Source organism: Vibrio ouci, assembly GCF_004551525.1.
GTDB classification, from domain to species: Bacteria; Pseudomonadota; Gammaproteobacteria; order Enterobacterales; family Vibrionaceae; genus Vibrio; species Vibrio ouci.
The window spans coordinates 114308-131723 of the sequence record NZ_SATR01000002.1; the positions used below are offsets into that span (position 1 = coordinate 114308).

General features: G+C 46.7%; 14 protein-coding genes. 13 read left to right on the forward strand and 1 reads right to left on the reverse strand.

What is annotated here, in order from left to right:
* Window positions 1-26: 26 nt before the first annotated feature.
* Window positions 27-2039: a hypothetical protein gene (locus ELS82_RS02170; protein ID WP_244230742.1), complete on the reverse strand. Its 2013-nt coding sequence runs from the start codon at window positions 2037-2039 to the stop codon at window positions 27-29.
* Window positions 2040-2203: 164 nt separating this feature from the next.
* Between ELS82_RS02170 and ELS82_RS02175 the strand changes: the two genes are divergently transcribed.
* The 13 genes from ELS82_RS02175 (at window position 2204) to ELS82_RS02235 (ending at window position 17383) form a co-directional block, all read left to right on the forward strand.
* The gene (locus tag ELS82_RS02175; RefSeq protein ID WP_134834021.1) at window positions 2204-7057 is read left to right on the forward strand and encodes a DUF1566 domain-containing protein; all 4854 of its coding nucleotides are present in this window, start codon (window positions 2204-2206) and stop codon (window positions 7055-7057) included.
* 73 nt (window positions 7058-7130) lie between these two features.
* A complete protein-coding gene (locus tag ELS82_RS02180) occupies window positions 7131-7313 on the forward strand; it encodes a Flp family type IVb pilin (protein WP_004412378.1) in 183 nt (60 codons plus the stop codon).
* A gap of 23 nt (window positions 7314-7336) precedes the next feature.
* Entirely contained in the window at window positions 7337-8176 is an 840-nt protein-coding gene (gene cpaB, locus ELS82_RS02185) for a Flp pilus assembly protein CpaB (protein WP_134834022.1), read from the forward strand.
* Between the two features lie 20 nt (window positions 8177-8196).
* Window positions 8197-9570: a type II and III secretion system protein family protein gene (locus tag ELS82_RS02190; RefSeq protein ID WP_134834023.1), complete on the forward strand. Its 1374-nt coding sequence runs from the start codon at window positions 8197-8199 to the stop codon at window positions 9568-9570.
* Between the two features lie 12 nt (window positions 9571-9582).
* Complete coding sequence (locus ELS82_RS02195) at window positions 9583-10203, forward strand: CpaD family pilus assembly lipoprotein (RefSeq protein WP_134834024.1); 621 nt, start codon at window positions 9583-9585, stop codon at window positions 10201-10203.
* Window position 10204: 1 nt separating this feature from the next.
* Complete coding sequence (locus tag ELS82_RS02200; protein ID WP_134834025.1) at window positions 10205-11368, forward strand: CpaE/TadZ family protein; 1164 nt, start codon at window positions 10205-10207, stop codon at window positions 11366-11368.
* On the forward strand, window positions 11368-12705 hold the full coding sequence (locus ELS82_RS02205; protein ID WP_134834026.1) for a TadA family conjugal transfer-associated ATPase: 1338 nt from the start codon (window positions 11368-11370) through the stop codon (window positions 12703-12705). Before ELS82_RS02200 ends, ELS82_RS02205 begins: the two co-directional genes overlap by 1 nt.
* Window positions 12702-13610 (forward strand): type II secretion system F family protein, encoded by a 909-nt coding sequence (locus tag ELS82_RS02210; protein ID WP_134834027.1) that lies wholly within the window; start codon window positions 12702-12704, stop codon window positions 13608-13610. The genes ELS82_RS02205 and ELS82_RS02210 overlap by 4 nt, the downstream gene beginning before the upstream one ends.
* Window positions 13607-14461 (forward strand): type II secretion system F family protein, encoded by an 855-nt coding sequence (locus tag ELS82_RS02215; RefSeq protein WP_134834028.1) that lies wholly within the window; start codon window positions 13607-13609, stop codon window positions 14459-14461. Before ELS82_RS02210 ends, ELS82_RS02215 begins: the two co-directional genes overlap by 4 nt.
* On the forward strand, window positions 14458-15192 hold the full coding sequence (locus ELS82_RS02220; RefSeq protein WP_134834029.1) for a tetratricopeptide repeat protein: 735 nt from the start codon (window positions 14458-14460) through the stop codon (window positions 15190-15192). Before ELS82_RS02215 ends, ELS82_RS02220 begins: the two co-directional genes overlap by 4 nt.
* Window positions 15189-15617 carry a TadE/TadG family type IV pilus assembly protein gene (locus tag ELS82_RS02225; protein WP_134834030.1) on the forward strand — a complete coding sequence of 143 codons (429 nt, stop codon included), beginning with the start codon at window positions 15189-15191 and terminating at the stop codon, window positions 15615-15617. The genes ELS82_RS02220 and ELS82_RS02225 overlap by 4 nt, the downstream gene beginning before the upstream one ends.
* Window positions 15607-16203, forward strand: coding sequence for a tight adherence pilus pseudopilin TadF (tadF, locus tag ELS82_RS02230; protein WP_134834031.1), 597 nt, complete (start codon window positions 15607-15609; stop codon window positions 16201-16203). Before ELS82_RS02225 ends, tadF begins: the two co-directional genes overlap by 11 nt.
* Window positions 16193-17383, forward strand: a complete 1191-nt coding sequence (locus ELS82_RS02235; RefSeq protein WP_134834032.1) for a vWA domain-containing protein — start codon at window positions 16193-16195, stop codon at window positions 17381-17383. Before tadF ends, ELS82_RS02235 begins: the two co-directional genes overlap by 11 nt.
* Window positions 17384-17416: the final 33 nt, after the last annotated feature.

Below are 17416 nucleotides of genomic sequence, written 5' to 3' on the forward strand. Positions count from 1 at the left end.
ACAGTTTATTGATGCCGCTTTTTTGATTAAAGAGGTTTGTATAACGTTATCCACGTCCCTCTATCTAGACCACTGATGTTTACTCCGGTCACGTTACTGGCTTGAGTTACACCTGTTGGTAACCAATTGACGTTGATGGAATCAAACTTATTGGCAACGGATGCTTCAATACCGGTTTCTTCAAGTAAAAAGCCCATATTAGTTGCTTTCCAGTGTGCGGAAGGCGTTGCAGCCCATTTGTCTTTAATACGGTTGGTAATGAGCTGCGCAGCGACTTTCAGCTTAGGACCAGAAATTTTAGCAAACTGGAAATATTCGATCGAATTACCGACAACGGCCACCGCTTTGTCATTAAGCACTCTTAGGTCTTTTACCGCACTGCCTTGAATAGGGAACTGCTCGATGACTTGGTATTTGCTGTTATCCAACAAGTAGAGTGAGCTATCGGTTACCACTGCTGATTGTTTGCCATTAGGGGATGACTTTACAAAATGGATAGCAGCATCCAATTCAAACTTATTTAACTCTGTTGCGAATTGACTCTTCTCTACCCAAGTAACGTTGTTATCTTTAAGGCCAAAAATCAGTTTATCGTTAATCGTGAATGCCGCTGCTTTCGCATTGTTGATACCGATGGTTGATTTCGCTGCTAATGTTGTCGAGTCAATCAATACCGCATCATCGCTGCCGCCAGCACCACTATCGACAATCAAGAGCTCAGACTCATCAAGTGAAGCTACAACAAAATCTTGTGTCGCTGATAGAGTGTAACTTTCAGAGCCCATCACCAGTTTGTCAGCGCTTAACCAGCGCAATTTATCTTTTGCGTAAATGCCATCGTCTAGTTCTGCAATGATCGATTTCTTCTTGTAGAGCGGCATCATCCAGTTGAAATTATCATTGAAGCAGCGCTGTGCAGATAGATCCGCATCAGGGTTTACTGGAGTTGGTTTGGGGATTGGAATGGGTACGCTACCGGAAGCACCACCGTATGCATCAATGGTGACTTTTGATTGTTTGGCAATTTGAGTGGATTTATCGTGCAAGCTGGTCAGGAAAATACCACTGGTTCCTGCTGAGCCACACTGTTCACTGGCTTGAGCGACTAGTTTAGGCTGATAAAGCTTGTAAGACTGAATACTATTCAGTGCAGGCTCAATTTGAACAAGCTTATGTTCGCCCTGCTGCCATCCAAGTAAGTCGTCGATGCTGCCTCCGTGATGGTGATCATCGTCGTCGTCATCATCATCGTCATAGCGATTGATTGTCTTAAGTTGAGCCATTTGTTGTACAGAAGCACTGACCGCATTATTTCTGTTGCCAATATCAATTTGCTTCACATTGTCAGACGCATCTAAGAAGACAATCTTTTGATTGGCAGGATTATACGTAATCGATTTCGCCCCGACGAGCGATGAGTCGACCTGCGAGCCCTGCACGGTAAGTAGGCCATCAAAAGAAACATGTCTACTTGGTTGTGACTTTAGATTAATGCTCGATAAATCAATAGTTTGATTGGCAATCATAAGATCGAGCGCATGGGCAATATTGAGCATGGGATCGAACTGCCCTTGGCTCTGAGCTTGACGTAAAGTTTTTAGTAAAACTTCGGTCTGTTGTTTGGGGCCGTGGGTCGTGTCGACATGTAAAAAATTAACCCCGACTTTATCACCAAGCGCTTTTTGCAGATAGGTGATAGCGCTCTCTTCATCGCCTTTTAATGCTGGGTTAAACAGCATCTCACTATGCACTAAAGTGGTGAATGGTGACACCATCTCTGAGCCTGCATGAGCAGTCAGAATCGCCCCGTTATCATTGATCATTTTTGAATAGGTGCTGGTGTCAGAAATCTCTTGTTCGTAGGTACTACATACTCCATCCAGATCTGTATCCGCACACTCTTTAAGAGAAGAGTATGAGTATGCATCAACACTACTTGTCGATGAGGTCGAGTCATCCGAGCCTCCTCCACAAGCACTGAGAAGTAGTACACCTGAAATAGAAAGTGCCAATTTGCACATTGGATAATTTTTAAGCATAGTCAACCGATAATTTTATTGAATTCCATCTTGTACAGTATTAATCGCTGCTATTTAATCATCTTATAAAATAAAAGATCAAATGATATTGATAATAAATATCATTTAAATTAATATCGCCGCTCAATTTTGTTGTTGGTTTTATAAATCATGGAGTCTGGACGGTGGGACTACTGGTCAAAAAACTTGGGGCTGGCGCGATAACAATTGCGCTTGTTGGCTGTGGCGGAGGAAGCGAATCTGATGCGAAGATTTCCTCGCCAGAAAGTAAGGTATCTGCCAAGAGTTTGTCTGGTGTCGTGATGGATGGCTACTTAAAAAACGCCAATGTCTGCTTGGATAAGAACAGTAATTCTGTTTGTGATAGTGCAGATGGTGCGATAGTTCTGACCGATGAAAGTGGTCATTACGAGCTGCCGTTCGAGGGCGATGTTTCTAGTTACAATCTGCTTGTCGAAGCGCTTTCTGGCGTCACTGAAGATATGGATAATCCAGGTCAAGTTTTACTTAGTGATTTTACTCTAGAGGCGCCAGCGACTCGACCTGAAATCATTAGCCCTTTGACCTCTATGGTATCGAGCATAGCACAAACGACGGGTGTCAGTTTCGACGACGTGGCTAAGAGTTTGGCTAGTGATCTGAATGTTTCAGAACAGACGATTACTTCTGACTATGTCGGCAGTTCGAACAATGAAAGTCAGCAGATTCATATGCTGGCACGTGGGATCACCAAGGTACTTCAGTCCGCTCAAGAAAGCTCAGTTAGCGGCGGTGTCACTGAAGAACACGCAAGAAAAGGCTCAATGCAGCGACTGGCGAATCTTGATGTCGCCGCGTTAAAGCAGCGTACAGACAATCTCTCTCACGGAGCGAAAAATACCGATCAAGCGCTAGCTCAAATTGCGGGTGACTATAAAAACGATTTAAAGATTACCCCTGATGATATCAAGGGAGATAAGGTTTTATCTCGACCAAACGCACCAAAAAATCCAGCAGTCAATGATGCAGCCGATACTTTTGATTGGCATTGGGCTAAACCCTTCAACGCTATCTCAGATTACGAATTCTCATTAGACGGTGGTATGAACTGGCAAAGTGTCACTCAAAAGCCGATCAATGTAGGTTCTGGAGCAATCCCTCAAGGAAACGTGCAAGTCCGTGTTGCTGCCAAGCCTGAAAGGTCGATCGCTACGGGTTCGGTCTTAGTTTCTGATAAAGCCTACACAGATACGCTTGTTGCTCCTGCGCCAACGGCACTAAACCTCAATGATGCGAACAATGAGTTAGATTGGACATGGGCTACTGGTTTTTCATCGTTTCAAGACTATGAATACTCAGTAGATAGTGGCAACCATTGGAAACCAGTAACAGTAAAGCCACAGTACGTAGGTGATATCGCAGTAGCGGCTGGTGAGTTAAAGCTAAGAGTTAAAGCGGATGGTGCCCAAGGACGCCCTGCGGGTCTAATGGCGAAATCGACTCAACCTTTAACGGTGACGCCACCTAAGCCAACCGCTCCGGTAGTGCTTCGAGCTGATGATGCCACCGATATATTAGAAATCACTCTAGTTCAAGGATTCCCTAACCTTAGCGATTATGAAATTAATCTAGGGTCAGGTTGGAACGAGCTGGCAACAAACCCGGTACAGATCGGCAATGTGGATATTGCTTCTAACACGATCCAAGTACGTGTAAAAGCGAATGCTACTAATGGTCGCCCTGCAGGTAGCGCACTTGTGGTTACACAACCATTTACTAGAGCTACCAATAAGCCTTCTAGCCCGACACTTCCTGTTGTCGATAATGCGAATAACCAGTTTGGTTGGACCAATGTGTCTGGGTTCGCAGACGTATCTGACTACGAGCTTTCGACCGATGGTGGTAAGTCGTTTAGCGATGTAAGCAATAACCCTCACGATTTATCTGATAGTAATTTTTCTATTGGTGATGTTTGTGTGCGAGTAAAACAGACGGCCAGCAATGCTACCGGCAGCTTACTGTGTAATGACAAACCTTACTCTGTGACGCCAGTAAAACCGCCAGCACCGAATCATGGTGTGGTTGATGATGCGCTAAATACCTTTGATTGGAATTGGGTTTCTGGCTTTGAAACGATTCAAGATTACGAAGTGAGAATTGAGGCTGGCGAGTGGCAACCGGTTCAAGCCAAACCTGTGCAACTTGAAGATCGTGCCTATGCTATTGGTACGATTGAAGTTCGAGTAAAGCATAATCCAGTCGATGGTCGTGACGCGGGTGAGGTTTTGTCTAACACTGACGAGCTTACCAAGCAACCTGACGCGCCCGTGGCGCCTACATCTCTTGTCGTTGATGACACTGCAAATACCTTAGATTGGGTGAATGTTGCAGGCTTTACCGCTGTTGCTGATTACGAGTGGTCAGCCAATAGTGGCTCAACATGGACACAAGCCGTGGCGAAGCCAATCGTGGTGGGTGATATTGCAAAACGGGCAGGTGAAGTACAAATTCGCGTCCGTGCCAATGGACAAAATGGTCGCCTGGCAGGTGCTGCGGCGCTAACGGCACAAGCGTATACCCAAACGCCGACACTGCCTGCGCCAAGCAATGGTGCAATCAAGGTAGCAAATAACGGCGTAGTGCCAAATATGATCAGTTGGGATTACGTCAATAGTGGCGAGTATTATGACCGAGCTGAGTACTATGAGTTTACCGTAGATAAAGGTACTACTTGGCACGCTGTTACAAACAATCCTCAGTTTGTTGGCCCTAAAGCCTATGACAAAAGCGATGTGGGTATCCGAGTTAAACAGAATGCGATTGCGGGCAAAGAGAATGGTGTGGGTTCGATCCTGTGGGCTTCGGCTTTGACAGGGCAATTTGGTGCGTTTGAATATGTTCCAATGGAAACATGGAATCAGTCATCAGGGTTCAGTTTATACCATGGCTGGAATGGCTACGATACAAAGTGTATTGCCCAATACAATAGCAATGGAGAAGGCGAACCAACATTCTGGGCAGTGACTTCAGTATCAAGGTCTGAGGACGTATTTACGAGAGTCTCTGAGTTAACGACTTGTGGCATTAATCATTGGCAATTACCTAAAGCAGCAGAAGCGCTCACACTAACAACCCGTAGTATAGATACACTGCCGAGTTACGCGAAGTATTACCTAATTTCAAATGACTCAATTGCTTGGTTAGATGAAGCTGGGACAGCGATAGCTTACATAAATGGAGTGAAGACGGACGCACCTTCCTACTCAAATGTTGTCGTGAAATGGCAGCTTGCGAGTGGTACTGAACTTGTTGCGGACATTAATAGCAAACTACCGACGCTAGATAGCTTCTTATATCAGCAGTCTACTGAGTTGACTCAAGCGACATCGTTTTTAACGACGTGGTTAGCAACAAATCAAGCCAAGCAAAAGAGCTACACTGCGTTAAGTAGCGAAGCTAACGTGAAGCTAAGCGCTCTTAATGGGCTAACGGCGAGTTGGGAAGCGCAAAAAGCTCAGCAGCAAGAGCTTGTGAGTAAATTAGCTTTTGAAGCGAAAATTGCTCAGTCTCGTACGGATAGCGAGAGTGCAGCTTTCATTGTTAAAGTGGCAGAGTTTGAGAACAAGTTTGAACAGCTAAGCAAAAACAATGTCGCGCTTGTAGGAGCGATCGAAGCCACCGAATTCGCGGAGAAGCTCGCAAATATTCAATCACACTCTCAGTCAATGACATCTGCGCAAGCGACGTTGCTCGCGGCAAACTCTGGTAGCGCTATCCACCAAGCGACCTTGGCGTTTTACGCGGCATTATTTGATATTGAAAGTGACTATGACACCACTGATGCGCTAAAAGCCGCTCTAAACAATGCATTGAATGGCATCGATAACCAATTCGTAGCGCTGATTTCTGCAATGACAGATTTGGTTACTGAGTTAGATTCAACGATTGCCGTTCATAATGCCGATACATTACATACTACAGCAGAAGATGGATTAAACCGTGCTCACTCTGCGGGGTTTGTAGTAGCGCAATCTGATGCTCTAATTGATGGTCAATTTGCAAAGTTAGACTCATTAGGTCGTTACTTGCCTAAAGCGACATCCTATCAACAGGGCTGGCGTTGTGTGCTCGATACCAATGTTTTGGGGACTAAACGAGTTTGGACACTATTGAGTAGTGGCCTACCTGGCAGCAAAGATGAAGTCGTCTACAATGCAGCGGGGGCTGATTTACCAAGTGTCGTCGGGGCTGGAGGCGTCTTAGAGACAGCGAACAATGACAATCTATGTGGCTTCAATGACTGGAAGATGCCTCATCCAAATCAAATAAAGTCATTGGAAACAGCAACTGTCGCAGGACTTAATAGCGCAAGCAAGACGATTGATGTCAATGTATTCCCGAATCACAAAGGCTTGGTTCCAGAATACGATAAGTCTTACTACAGTGGGGGAACACGTTTCTACTATTGGACGAGTGCCGCTTCGAGTTCTTCAAAGCAATACGCTTATGTGTTTGCTAATACCAGTGAGAGACCTGGCCTACGCGCGTTTGACCTTGATGGCGATAGCTATGACCAGTACGTCACTATGGCACGACTAATGCGCGAAGACTCTGCTGCTTGGGACTATATCGCTAGTGACGGCTCAATCGTCGCGGATCGTGCCTCTGCACAGTGCGCTAAGCATCCAACAACAGGGGAAGTTTGGCAGCTTTTCCACAATGCAACACCAAGTGAGCGTTATAAGACGTTTAACAACATCCAAACGGAGCTCGCTAACTATCAAGGTGGTATGTGTGGCAAGTCAAATTGGGGCTTACCATCTGTGGATGATGTGCGCAGTCTGATCCCTACAGATGCTGCGGTATTCCCATACGCAGCGCCAACAAGTAGCGATTATTCCGACTATGACTACTACGTCACGAATGGTACGACAGGAACAAGTCTTGAATACGTTGAAATAGAACTTGGTGAATCAAACACTCGCTATAACGGCAGCACGAGCCAAAGTAAGTTCCTATATCGCTTCGTCGCTAAATAACCCAAATCTTTAAAAAATAATAATTAATCCAGCCTCCATTGGAGGCTGACTCTCACTTTTTAGGAGTCTATTCATGCTGAATAAGAAAAAACAACGCGGAGCTGCCGCAATTGAATACGCAATTTTGGCCGCAGCGATGTCGGTCGTATTGCTCACCTTAGTCGGCGGCAGTGACGGGCGATTAACGCAAGCGATCACTCAGGCTTATGACACCGTTATCACCTCATTAGAACAGTCTGCAGATTCAGGCGAATAGTTTCGTTAAGTTAAGGAAAAATCATGACAGCGAAACGACTAATGTTGCTTTCTTTGATTTTGTCAGCAGTGGGGATCGCTATCCTATTGCTCAATCCAAGCAAGCCTCAATCCGATCAACCGCAAGCGGCTGCAGAAGTGTTCAAGCGCGTCCTTGTAGCTAAGCAGGGAGTAGTGGTGGGTCAGCCGTATACACTCAATATGTTCCAATGGAAAAGTGTATCGGAGCAAGAACTTAATAACTACCTCGACTTTATCTCGGAGGAAGAGTTTTCTCGTTTAGACCTAAAGCCGGGTATCGCGCATACGGCGATTCAGTCTGGTCAAGTGATGTCTGCGGATGACTTTGAAGCGCCAGCTGGTGGCATCTCGATGGCATTTAAAGTGCAAAGTGGCCATCGCGCAATATCAGTTCCGGTTGATGCGGTAACCGCCAATTCTGGATTTGTTCAGCCCGGCGACAAGGTCGATATCTTGCTGTTGGGTTCTCAAGTCGAAGAACTCAAGAAGTATGACAATCAAGTCGCGGGTCTTTACGTGACGACCATTGCTATTGACGTGAGAGTGTTGGCATTTAATCAATATGTTGACCCACAAGATTTTCAGAAGAATCGCACTGCTTACGGCGCAGATATTCCTGATAACAGCTCGGTCTCTTTGGAAGTTACGCCTGAACAAGCGACCCAAATCGTACTAGCGAATCAAATTGGTAAGCTGACATTGTCACTGCGCGGAGCGGGTGAAATGATTCCTGATGTCGGTGAGAAATACACCGTCACCTCAACACTGCTCAACCCTGATAGTAAGCAGGTCGCGCCAGACTTAGGTTTGATTCAGCTTCGACCAACGAAAGATAAAAACTAGTCGTGATAGGAAAGGACACTATGAATAAAGCATTCCGCTGGTGGAGCTTGTTATTGCTTCCTGGTCTGTTTTTCTCATTTGCTTCATGGGCAGCGCCACTAGAAGTAAATATTAATGAAGCGAAGATGATCAACTTGCCGCAAGATGCGAAATCGATCTTCATCTCTAATACACATATTGCGGACTACCAGCCGATGACCAACACCAAGATTATGGTGTTTGGTATGCAGGCAGGCACCGCGACCATTACCATCTTAAATGCCCAAGAGCGCGTCATTTACAACAACAAGATTCGTGTTGTTCATGATACTAAGGAATTGGATTCGTTGATCGCAGCGCAGTTTCCAGAAGCATCGGTTCACTCTGAGTCGTTAGGCGGAAAATTGTGGTTAAAAGGTAATGTACCAACACCCGTTATGGCGCATAGCATTGTGAGCGTAGCAAAAGGGTATTTGTCGCCGGTGATTGCTCCTCAGCAATCAGAAAACGGTTCGACTTCATCTGACAGTTCAACTCAGAACAATGGCAGTGAAAACGGTGATGAACTCGTCAATCAACTGGTGGTAACCATGCCAACCCAAGTGAACATTCGCGTTCGCATTGCGGAAGTATCCCGTAACGTATCCAACAAATTGGGTATTAAGTGGGGCTCACTTGAAGCGGGTATGGGGAGTTTTTTGTACACCAAAGCTTGGGATGTAAGCAGCTGGGGAAAACCAACATTAGGTGCGCTGGTTGATGCCCTGGCGTCTGACGGCACGATGTCGATTCTTGCTGAGCCAAACTTAACCGCCATGTCAGGTGAAGATGCTAGCTTCTTGGTTGGTGGAGAGATCCCGTTGCCATTGATTAATGGTGATACGGCAACCGTCGAGTACAAGCCGTTTGGCGTTAACTTGAACTTTACACCGGTTGTGCTTGGTCCTGATCGTATTAGCCTGCGAGTTTCACCTGAAGTGAGTAGCGTGTCGGTCGACAATCAAACGACATTGAATGGTAATACTTACCCATCATTCACTTCTCGCCGTGCTACCACCACCATTGAATTGGCAAGCGGACAAAGCTTTGCACTTGGTGGCCTGCTTCAAAGCAGTGAAATTGATCAACTGCAGAAGCTACCAGGCGCTGGTGATATTCCAATCTTAGGTGGCTTATTCCGTTCAAGTGAGTACCAACGTAAAGAAACCGAACTGATCATTATTGCCACTGCTTATCTTGTTGAGCCAGTGCGTAATGACGCGTTACCTCTTCCTACCGATAACTTACTGCCACTTAGCGATCTGGAGCGCTTGCTCGCGATTCCTCGATCCCGCAGTAAGCAGGTGAAAGGCAAAGACACTTACACGGACAATCGAGCGCCACGTTTGCTCGGTGATAACGGTTTCTACTACTAAGGTAATTACGTCATGATCAAATACATTTTACCTGCCTTGGTATTACTTGGCGGATGCAGTTCATCTCCGATTGAGCGATCGCCGGCGCTGGATGTGGTTTCGGTGACCAATAAGCTGACATTAGCCATGCAAAGTTCCTCTTTAACCGCAAAGCAAAGTGAAGCGGTTGAGCAGTTTGTGCAACGTAAAGGCTCCCCATATGGTTTGAACGTCAAGCTGGTGAGTTTAAGCGAAAGCGGTCAACGTGGCTTAAATCAAATTGAAGCGTTACTTATCGAGCAAGGCATTGCGGCTAAAAATATTCATCGTGAGCATCTAACGGAGAAGGGTAAGGGTGACGTTCAGATCCTGATTGAGTCATTTAAAGCCAAAGTGCCTAAGTGCCAAGCGCAGAAGTACAGTAACAACTTCATCAACCGTTACAAAGAGCATCCATCGTTTGGCTGCGCTACATCCGTTGCATTAGCTCAGATGGTCGCGAACCCGAAAGACTTAGTTGTTGGCGAACAGTTAGGCGCAACCAATGGAGCTAAAGCGGTCGCTACGATCGACGGTTACATCGCACCTACAATGGACTCTGGCAGCCAAACCAGTAGCGAAGGAAACACATCGACAGAGTTTGGAGGTAATTGATATGAAAACGCATACCTTGTCTGTGTTGGTGGCCGCATCAGAGCGTCTCGATATTTATAGTCTGACTCAAGCATTCGCTGAAAAGGGCATTAGCAACCTTGTTCAAACAACATTGGAAGAAGAGCAAATCATCAAACAAGTGGTGAAACATGGCCACGAGATTGTGGTGCTGGATGTCTCTCAGTTGTCGATTGAACAAGCGAAAACCATGCTACATACCATCAAGCTGAGAACAGGAGCTCAGGTTGTCACAGTCGGCGACAATCGAGAAATCGCCTTTTATCGCGCGATGGTTTCTGCAGGTGCGAGTGAGTATCTACTCAACCCAGTTGAAATCAGCGCCTTCAACGCGACAGAGTTCCAAGTAAACAAAGCAGACACAACGACAGGTAAAGTGATTGCTGTTGTTGGGGCAAAAGGGGGCGTTGGCGCATCAACCATTGCGGTGAACTTAGCGCGTGAATTGGCGGAGCGAGGAGAAGTACTCACTGTTGCCGATATGGATTTTGCGACTGGTGACTTAGACCTGCAATACGATGTGCAAGGCAACACCGCATTAGTGGAGATGCTGCAGTACCCTGAACGCCTTGAGCCTGTGGTGTATGAGCGAAGTGGTATTAAAGTCTCGGACCGCGTGACCTTGTTTACTGGGTATTTACCACTGGATTCTACGCCGTTTTGGCCAGAGAAAAGCGCCTTAGACCACTTTAGAAAGTTATCGCTTCAGCACTCAGATACCTTGGTACTGGATTTACCTTCGTTTTCGATGCGTGATCAGATCGGATTTAGCTCATTGGCTCAAGCGGATGTCAGGGTTTTAGTGGTAGAACCGACTTTATCGTCGATTCGCAACACAGGGCAGATTCTGGCGCTATTGGATTCAACGGCAAATGGTCAGTCAGATAAGATCAATCTGATTGTGGTTAACCATACTAAATCAGATAAAGCGTCGTTGATCAGCTGTCATGATGTTCAACGTGCGTTAGGTTGTGCGGTCGATGTTGTATTGCCTTATGCGCCTAACCATTTCTTAGCCAAAGAGTCACTGGGTCGTTCATTGTTAAACGGTAACCGTAAAGTGTCGAGAGCGTTTGATCTACTGGCGAGCAAAGCTGTGGGTGGAGAGACGACAACCAAACGCCGCCGTTGGTTAAGAGGTGCCTAATGTTTACCACCTCTAGAAAAACGGTTGAGCCGCGCAGTAACCCCACGACTCCGGTAACGAATGCTCACTCTGATCCGGTTAGGGAGCATTACCAAGTCATTCACGCCAAAGTGATTAAGGCGATTGAACCTAGTGTGGTGGTTAAACTGAGCCCAGCGGAGCTTGAAGGGCGTATCCATCATCTGGTGTCCGATATTGTTTCCGCTGACCAGCTTCCTCTCGGCCACCGTGAGGTGTTCACTGTTGTGAAACAGCTGGTTGATGAGATGTGTGGCTTAGGGCCATTACAACCACTGATCAATGATCCGGTCATCACAGATATCATGGTCAACGGCTATAAAGAAGTCTATGTCGAGAAGCTGGGTAAACTTCAGAAAACGGACGTTGTGTTTCGCAGTGAAGAGCAACTGCTTAACTTAGCGAGACGTATCGTCAGCAAAATTGGCCGACGTATTGATGAAACATCGCCCCTTGTGGATGCGCGTTTAGAAGATGGTAGCCGTGTTAATGTGATGATTCCTCCGCTGGCACTGGACGGAACTTACATTTCGATTCGTAAGTTCACCCAAGATAAGCTCTCTTTGAATCAACTCGCGACCAATGGTTCGATGTCGAGCAATATGGTTCAGTTACTCGATGTCATTGTCCGTTCTAGGCTCAACGTATTAGTGGCTGGTGGAACAGGCGCAGGTAAGACAACACTACTCAATGCTATGTCGTTTAGCATCTCGCCAACTGAGCGCATCGTTACAATTGAAGACGCGGCTGAGCTTAAGCTCCAGCAACCCCATGTGGTTAGAGCTGAAACGCGCCCTGCTAATGCAGAGGGATTACCTGCAATTGGTCAGCGAGAGCTGGTGAAAAACGCACTACGTATGCGCCCTGATCGCATCATTCTTGGTGAGGTTCGTGGTGAAGAAGCGTTTGAAATGATGCAGGCAATGAATACTGGTCACGATGGCTCGCTCTCGACATTGCATGCCAATTCGCCAACGGATGCACTGGTTCGTTTAGAAAACATGTTAATGATGGCTCAGTCTAACTTGCCTTTGTTTGCGCTTAGACGTCAGGTAGCCGATACGATTGATGTGGTGGTTCAGGTCGAGCGCATGCGTGATGGCAAGCGTCGAGTGGTTGCCATCACTGAGATCATCGGCTTGGAGGGCGAGCAGTATGTCACCCAAGACTTATACCGATATGTCATGAGTGGCGAAGATGTGCAAGGGAACCTGCAAGGCACCTATCAGTCGAGCCGAACCTTACCTCTGTTCGTGACCAAGGCGGCTTATTATCAGTTAGAGCCACTGCTTCGCCGCGCGATGGAGCTAGAGATATGATTTACCTCTCAGCTGTTTTGTTTCTGTTGGTGTTGGCTCTTTATGCGCTATGGCGACGCTCACTCAAAACGAGAGTGACGCATCGTTTAAACGGGTTAAATTCACAGGCTCGTCAAGATAGTACGCCTTCTATCTTGCGTAAAGCGACGCCTTCAAGCGGTGTATCACGACTGTTTGTGCGCCTAGATGCGTTGTTTTCTACTAAAGACAAAACGTTACTTATGGCGGCACTTATCGTGCTACCCGTAGTGAACTACATGATGCTCGGCATGATCGACGCTCAGTGGAGAATTGCATTGGGGCTTGCCGCGACCGTTGTGTTGGCTCTGATGCTATTTGTCATGCGTAAGAAACAGCAAATTGAAGAGTTCGAACAGAGCATTGTCCAAGTTTTGGGGCTGATTAGCCGAGCGGTTTCGGCTGGACTATCTGTGCCTCAGGCAATTTCTCAGGTGGCTGAGTCGCAAGGTGGGCTATTGGGCCGTGAGTTTTCTCGTATTGAAGATCAGCTCGCGCTGGGCCACGGGATGCGCTATACCCTAAACGAAGCTTGTATTCGCCTACCTTATAAAGCCTTTCGCTACTTCACTATTGCGCTGGTATTAAACCAAAGCAATGGTGGTCAACTGCGCGAAATTCTACACAGTTTAAGTCGTACTTTGCATGACAATCGCACCATGCAAAAAAAGGTGAAGAGCTTGACCTCTGAGCCTCGCATGGCGGCGCGTTTTCTTTCACTGCTACCACTTGGCCTGTTGGCGGTAGTCGCTTGGATTAACCCTTCTTTATTTGTTCTGCTGATTGAAACCGAAACGGGTCAATCAGTGTTGATCTACTGCGCAGTGAGCATTTTGTTGGGGGCTATCACTCTACAGATGATGACCAAAAATAGGAGGTTCACATGATCCTCTCAATTGGTATCGCATGTCTTGTGTTAGGAGCTGTGGGTGTTATTGCTGGTTTCCTTAATGCTACCCAGTACGACATCGTTAAGTCTCGTCTTGATCGCGTTGCAAGGTTTGGCGCTGTGCAAGCTTCTAGAGGCGGTGTTTTACGTTGGGCGAGAAACCCAAAGCGCACTCAAAAGCTCGCCATGCTTGGATATGTTTCATCCCAGGCTGAATCAATTTTCATGACCGCGCGTGCCAGCGCAATGACTGTTGCTGGAGTGGTTTGGTTTTACTCTCAGCAGCTTTCGATTGATGTTGGTGGCTTTGCTCAAGGCGTCGTGATTGCATTGATCGCAGGTATCGCCATTGATAGAGCTTTAGATTGGCGAGTCAATGTTGTACGCCAAGAGATTGCTAAAAACATCCCAGACGCACTTGATTTGATGGTGGTGTGTGTTTCCTCAGGGCAAAGCCTTGAAGCGACCTTTAGTACGGTCGGCCAAGAGATGAAAAGTATCTCGCCATCGCTTTCAAGAGAGTGGCTGGTGACGGCCACGGAAATGGCGGTGTTGGATTCTCCTCAAGTAGCATTGATCAACTTGGATACTAGATTAGCCCTGCCTGAAGTGAACAACATGATAGTCACTATGTCGCAAGCGCTGAAGTTCGGTACGCCAATGGCGGAAGCGCTCAAACTGATTGCTTCAGATAACCGCCAATACCATATGTTAGAGCTCGAAGAGTGGGTCGGTAAAATTCCAGCGAAAATGTCATTTCCTTTGGTCGTGTTCATCATGCTGCCTGTGGTTGTCATCATTGTTGCGCCAATGGTGCTCAGCCTCTTCCAAACCTTAGGTCAATTATGAAAAAGTCAATTATCGCCCTTGTCTTGGGGCTTACCTTAATGGGTTGTCAAAGTGCGCCACAGCAACAAACCGATGACCTAAAACTGGCTAATACCGCGCTGCTAAACGGTCACGCGGATAATGCGTTACTGATCTACAAGCAAAGGTTGGAGTCGACTCCGGATGATGCAGAACTGCTGTTTCTGGCAGGTTCAGCTTGTAACCAGTCGGGTCGGTATGACGAAGCATTACACTATCTAAAGAAAGGGCAGAAGATTTCTCCTTCGCATCAGTTCGAGCGTGAAATCGGCCGCTCTCACCTTGCTTTAGGTCATTTAGAGCAAGCGAAATCAGCGCTAGTCAAAGCAGTAAATGACGCGCCGTCAGACGATGTGGCCTTAAATAGCTTAGGCGTTACACATTCATTACTTCAGGAATATCAAGACGCGAGAGAGGTGTTTACCCAAGCGATTGCTCTAACACCAGACAGTGTTGAATACCGAAATAACTTAGCGCTCACGTGGATGTTGGATGGAATGCCTCATCAAAGTATCCGCATCTTATATCCTATTTATCAGCGTGGAGAGGCAAGCAGTAAAGTACGGCTTAACTTAGCGTTGTCATATGCGATGAGTGGTGATGTTGAGGCCGCTAAACAAGTTGCGGCTCAAGACTTGTCGCAAGCTGAGCTTGAGCGCAATGGCCAGTATTACTCAAATCTAGCCAATCAGTTTGACGGAGAAGTACGATGAAACGTCAACGAGGTAGCCAATCCTTAGAGTTCGCGATGATCGCGCTGCCTTTTGTATTGCTGCTGTTGGTGATATTCGAACTGACGCGCTTTCTTTGGATCAATATGGTCTTTGATTCAGCCGTCAATCAAGCTATGCGCGTTGCGCGTGTCATGCCGCCAACGTACGCCGCCAATCAAAGCGTCAAAGCCAAGATTGCCTCTTATCCATTGCTGGAAGAGGAAAAGGTCGAGCTTTCTGTTCCCCGCTATGCAGGTTCAGTCAGTGATTTAGCTCACTATCGTATGACGTCTGCCACACAAGCCAAGCTAGGCCAATATACAGTGAATTATCATTTCTCATTCCTGTTGATCCCTAAGTTAAGCGCAGTGTGGAAAGAGTCGATGACGTTGCAGCGCGTGATGGTGGTGGCGTATGACCATTAAAACTGCATCAAAGCAACGCGGTGTGGCTTCGATTGAGTTTCCATTTGTTGTTGTTGGCATCATGGTGATTGTCTTTGGTTTGGTCTCCATTTATCGCCTGATGTATACCCAGACACGACTCGACAGTACGGCATTTATGCTCGCCGATATTGTTGCGCGAACCTTTGATGATAAGGGATCTACTGCGGGGCTGACGCTAGATGAACTGATCGACGAGCAGTTTGTGGGCACAGAGCTACTTACGATTGCTCAACGTATGTTGCCAACGGGAATCACGTCAGAGAACGTTGGTTTGAAATTAGAGATTCGACGCCAAAATCCAGCCTCTGGTGATATCAAGTCCACTCAACGGACTGCCGGAGCAAATTGTACTGCGGCATCTTCTATTGAAAGCCTGTCTGGCTTAGCGCCGAAAAGTGAGCGAGATGAAAGAGCCCTTAAAGGTCGAACAGCAACCTTAGTTCAGGCCACTTTATGCGTTGAAAAACCATTTAGTCTCGATTCGCAGTTTGAATTGACCGGCTTTGTGTTACCGAATCGTTTGACGAGCAAAGCAGTGATGATTGGAGGGCGCTATGCACTTTAATCAATCGATATCAAAGCAAAATGGGTCTGTAGCAATCAGTTATCTAGCCATGCTGATTCCAATGATCATTGCAGCGGCATCAACCATTGTGATTGGTTACCAAGTGCAGCTTTCCAATCGAGCAATGCAAGCAGCAGATGCGGCGAGTTTTGCGTGTGAGTTTAGTGGTGAATATGACCAAACCGTGACCCAAGGTTATCTTGATTACTACCGACCAAAAATTGACAAAGTGAGCGGTCAAATTGGGACTCACAGTGGCTGCAATGTGTCGCTGAGTTACAGCTTATCGACCATATTTACTTCGCTGACTTTGTCGGATGCTTCTTACGTTGCGAGTTCAACGGCAAATGAAAAAGCCTATGTGACTGAAGATGTCGCGAGTGAGCCACTTGAGCTGATCATGGTGCTCGATATTTCAGGTTCAATGGCCGGCGATCTTGATGACTTAAAAGACATTTTAAAGCGCGGCTTAGCTTCACTAAAAGAGCAGCAGAACAACGCCCTTAGTAAAGATCATATCAAGGTATCCATAGTGCCTTTTTCTGATGGTGTTTCAGTCAATAACGCTCCTTGGCTCAATGACACCGGAACCTATTGTGTCGAAGGTATCACTGAATCTGGTGGCAAGTTTTCTGCGGCTCACACGGTGGCAAATTTGGATGTTACCCATGACCAAACCCCAGTTAAAACTTCTCAACCGGATAAGTGGCTGATGGATTGTAGCGCGACGTCGGTCACCTTGCCGCTTACTGCCGATTTAGACCAAGTGACGAATGCCGTTGATTCGCTTAGAACCGAAGGCGGTACGGCTTCTTATCAAGGCTTGATTTGGGGGCTAAGACAGCTCACACCAAATTGGCAAAAGGCTTGGGAGGTTGGGCCTAATCGCAACTTCGACAAGGTTGAACGCAAGTTAGTGCTAATGACCGATGGTGCCGATTACGGTAGCCATTTCGATGAGCTAATCAATGCAGGTTTGTGCGATAGGGCTAAAGACTATGGGGTTGCGTTGAATTTTGTTGGCTTCGGTGTGTACGGCGCTCGACTTGAACAATTTACTCGCTGCGCAGGGGACGCTAACGGCGTTTTCTCGGCCTCCAATACTCAAGAGCTCGACAGCTATTTCTCGCAGCTACTGAGCGTTCAATACGACACCAGATTGAATTTTGGCAATAACTAAGTCTACCCAGACTCACAATTAAAACAAAAACTT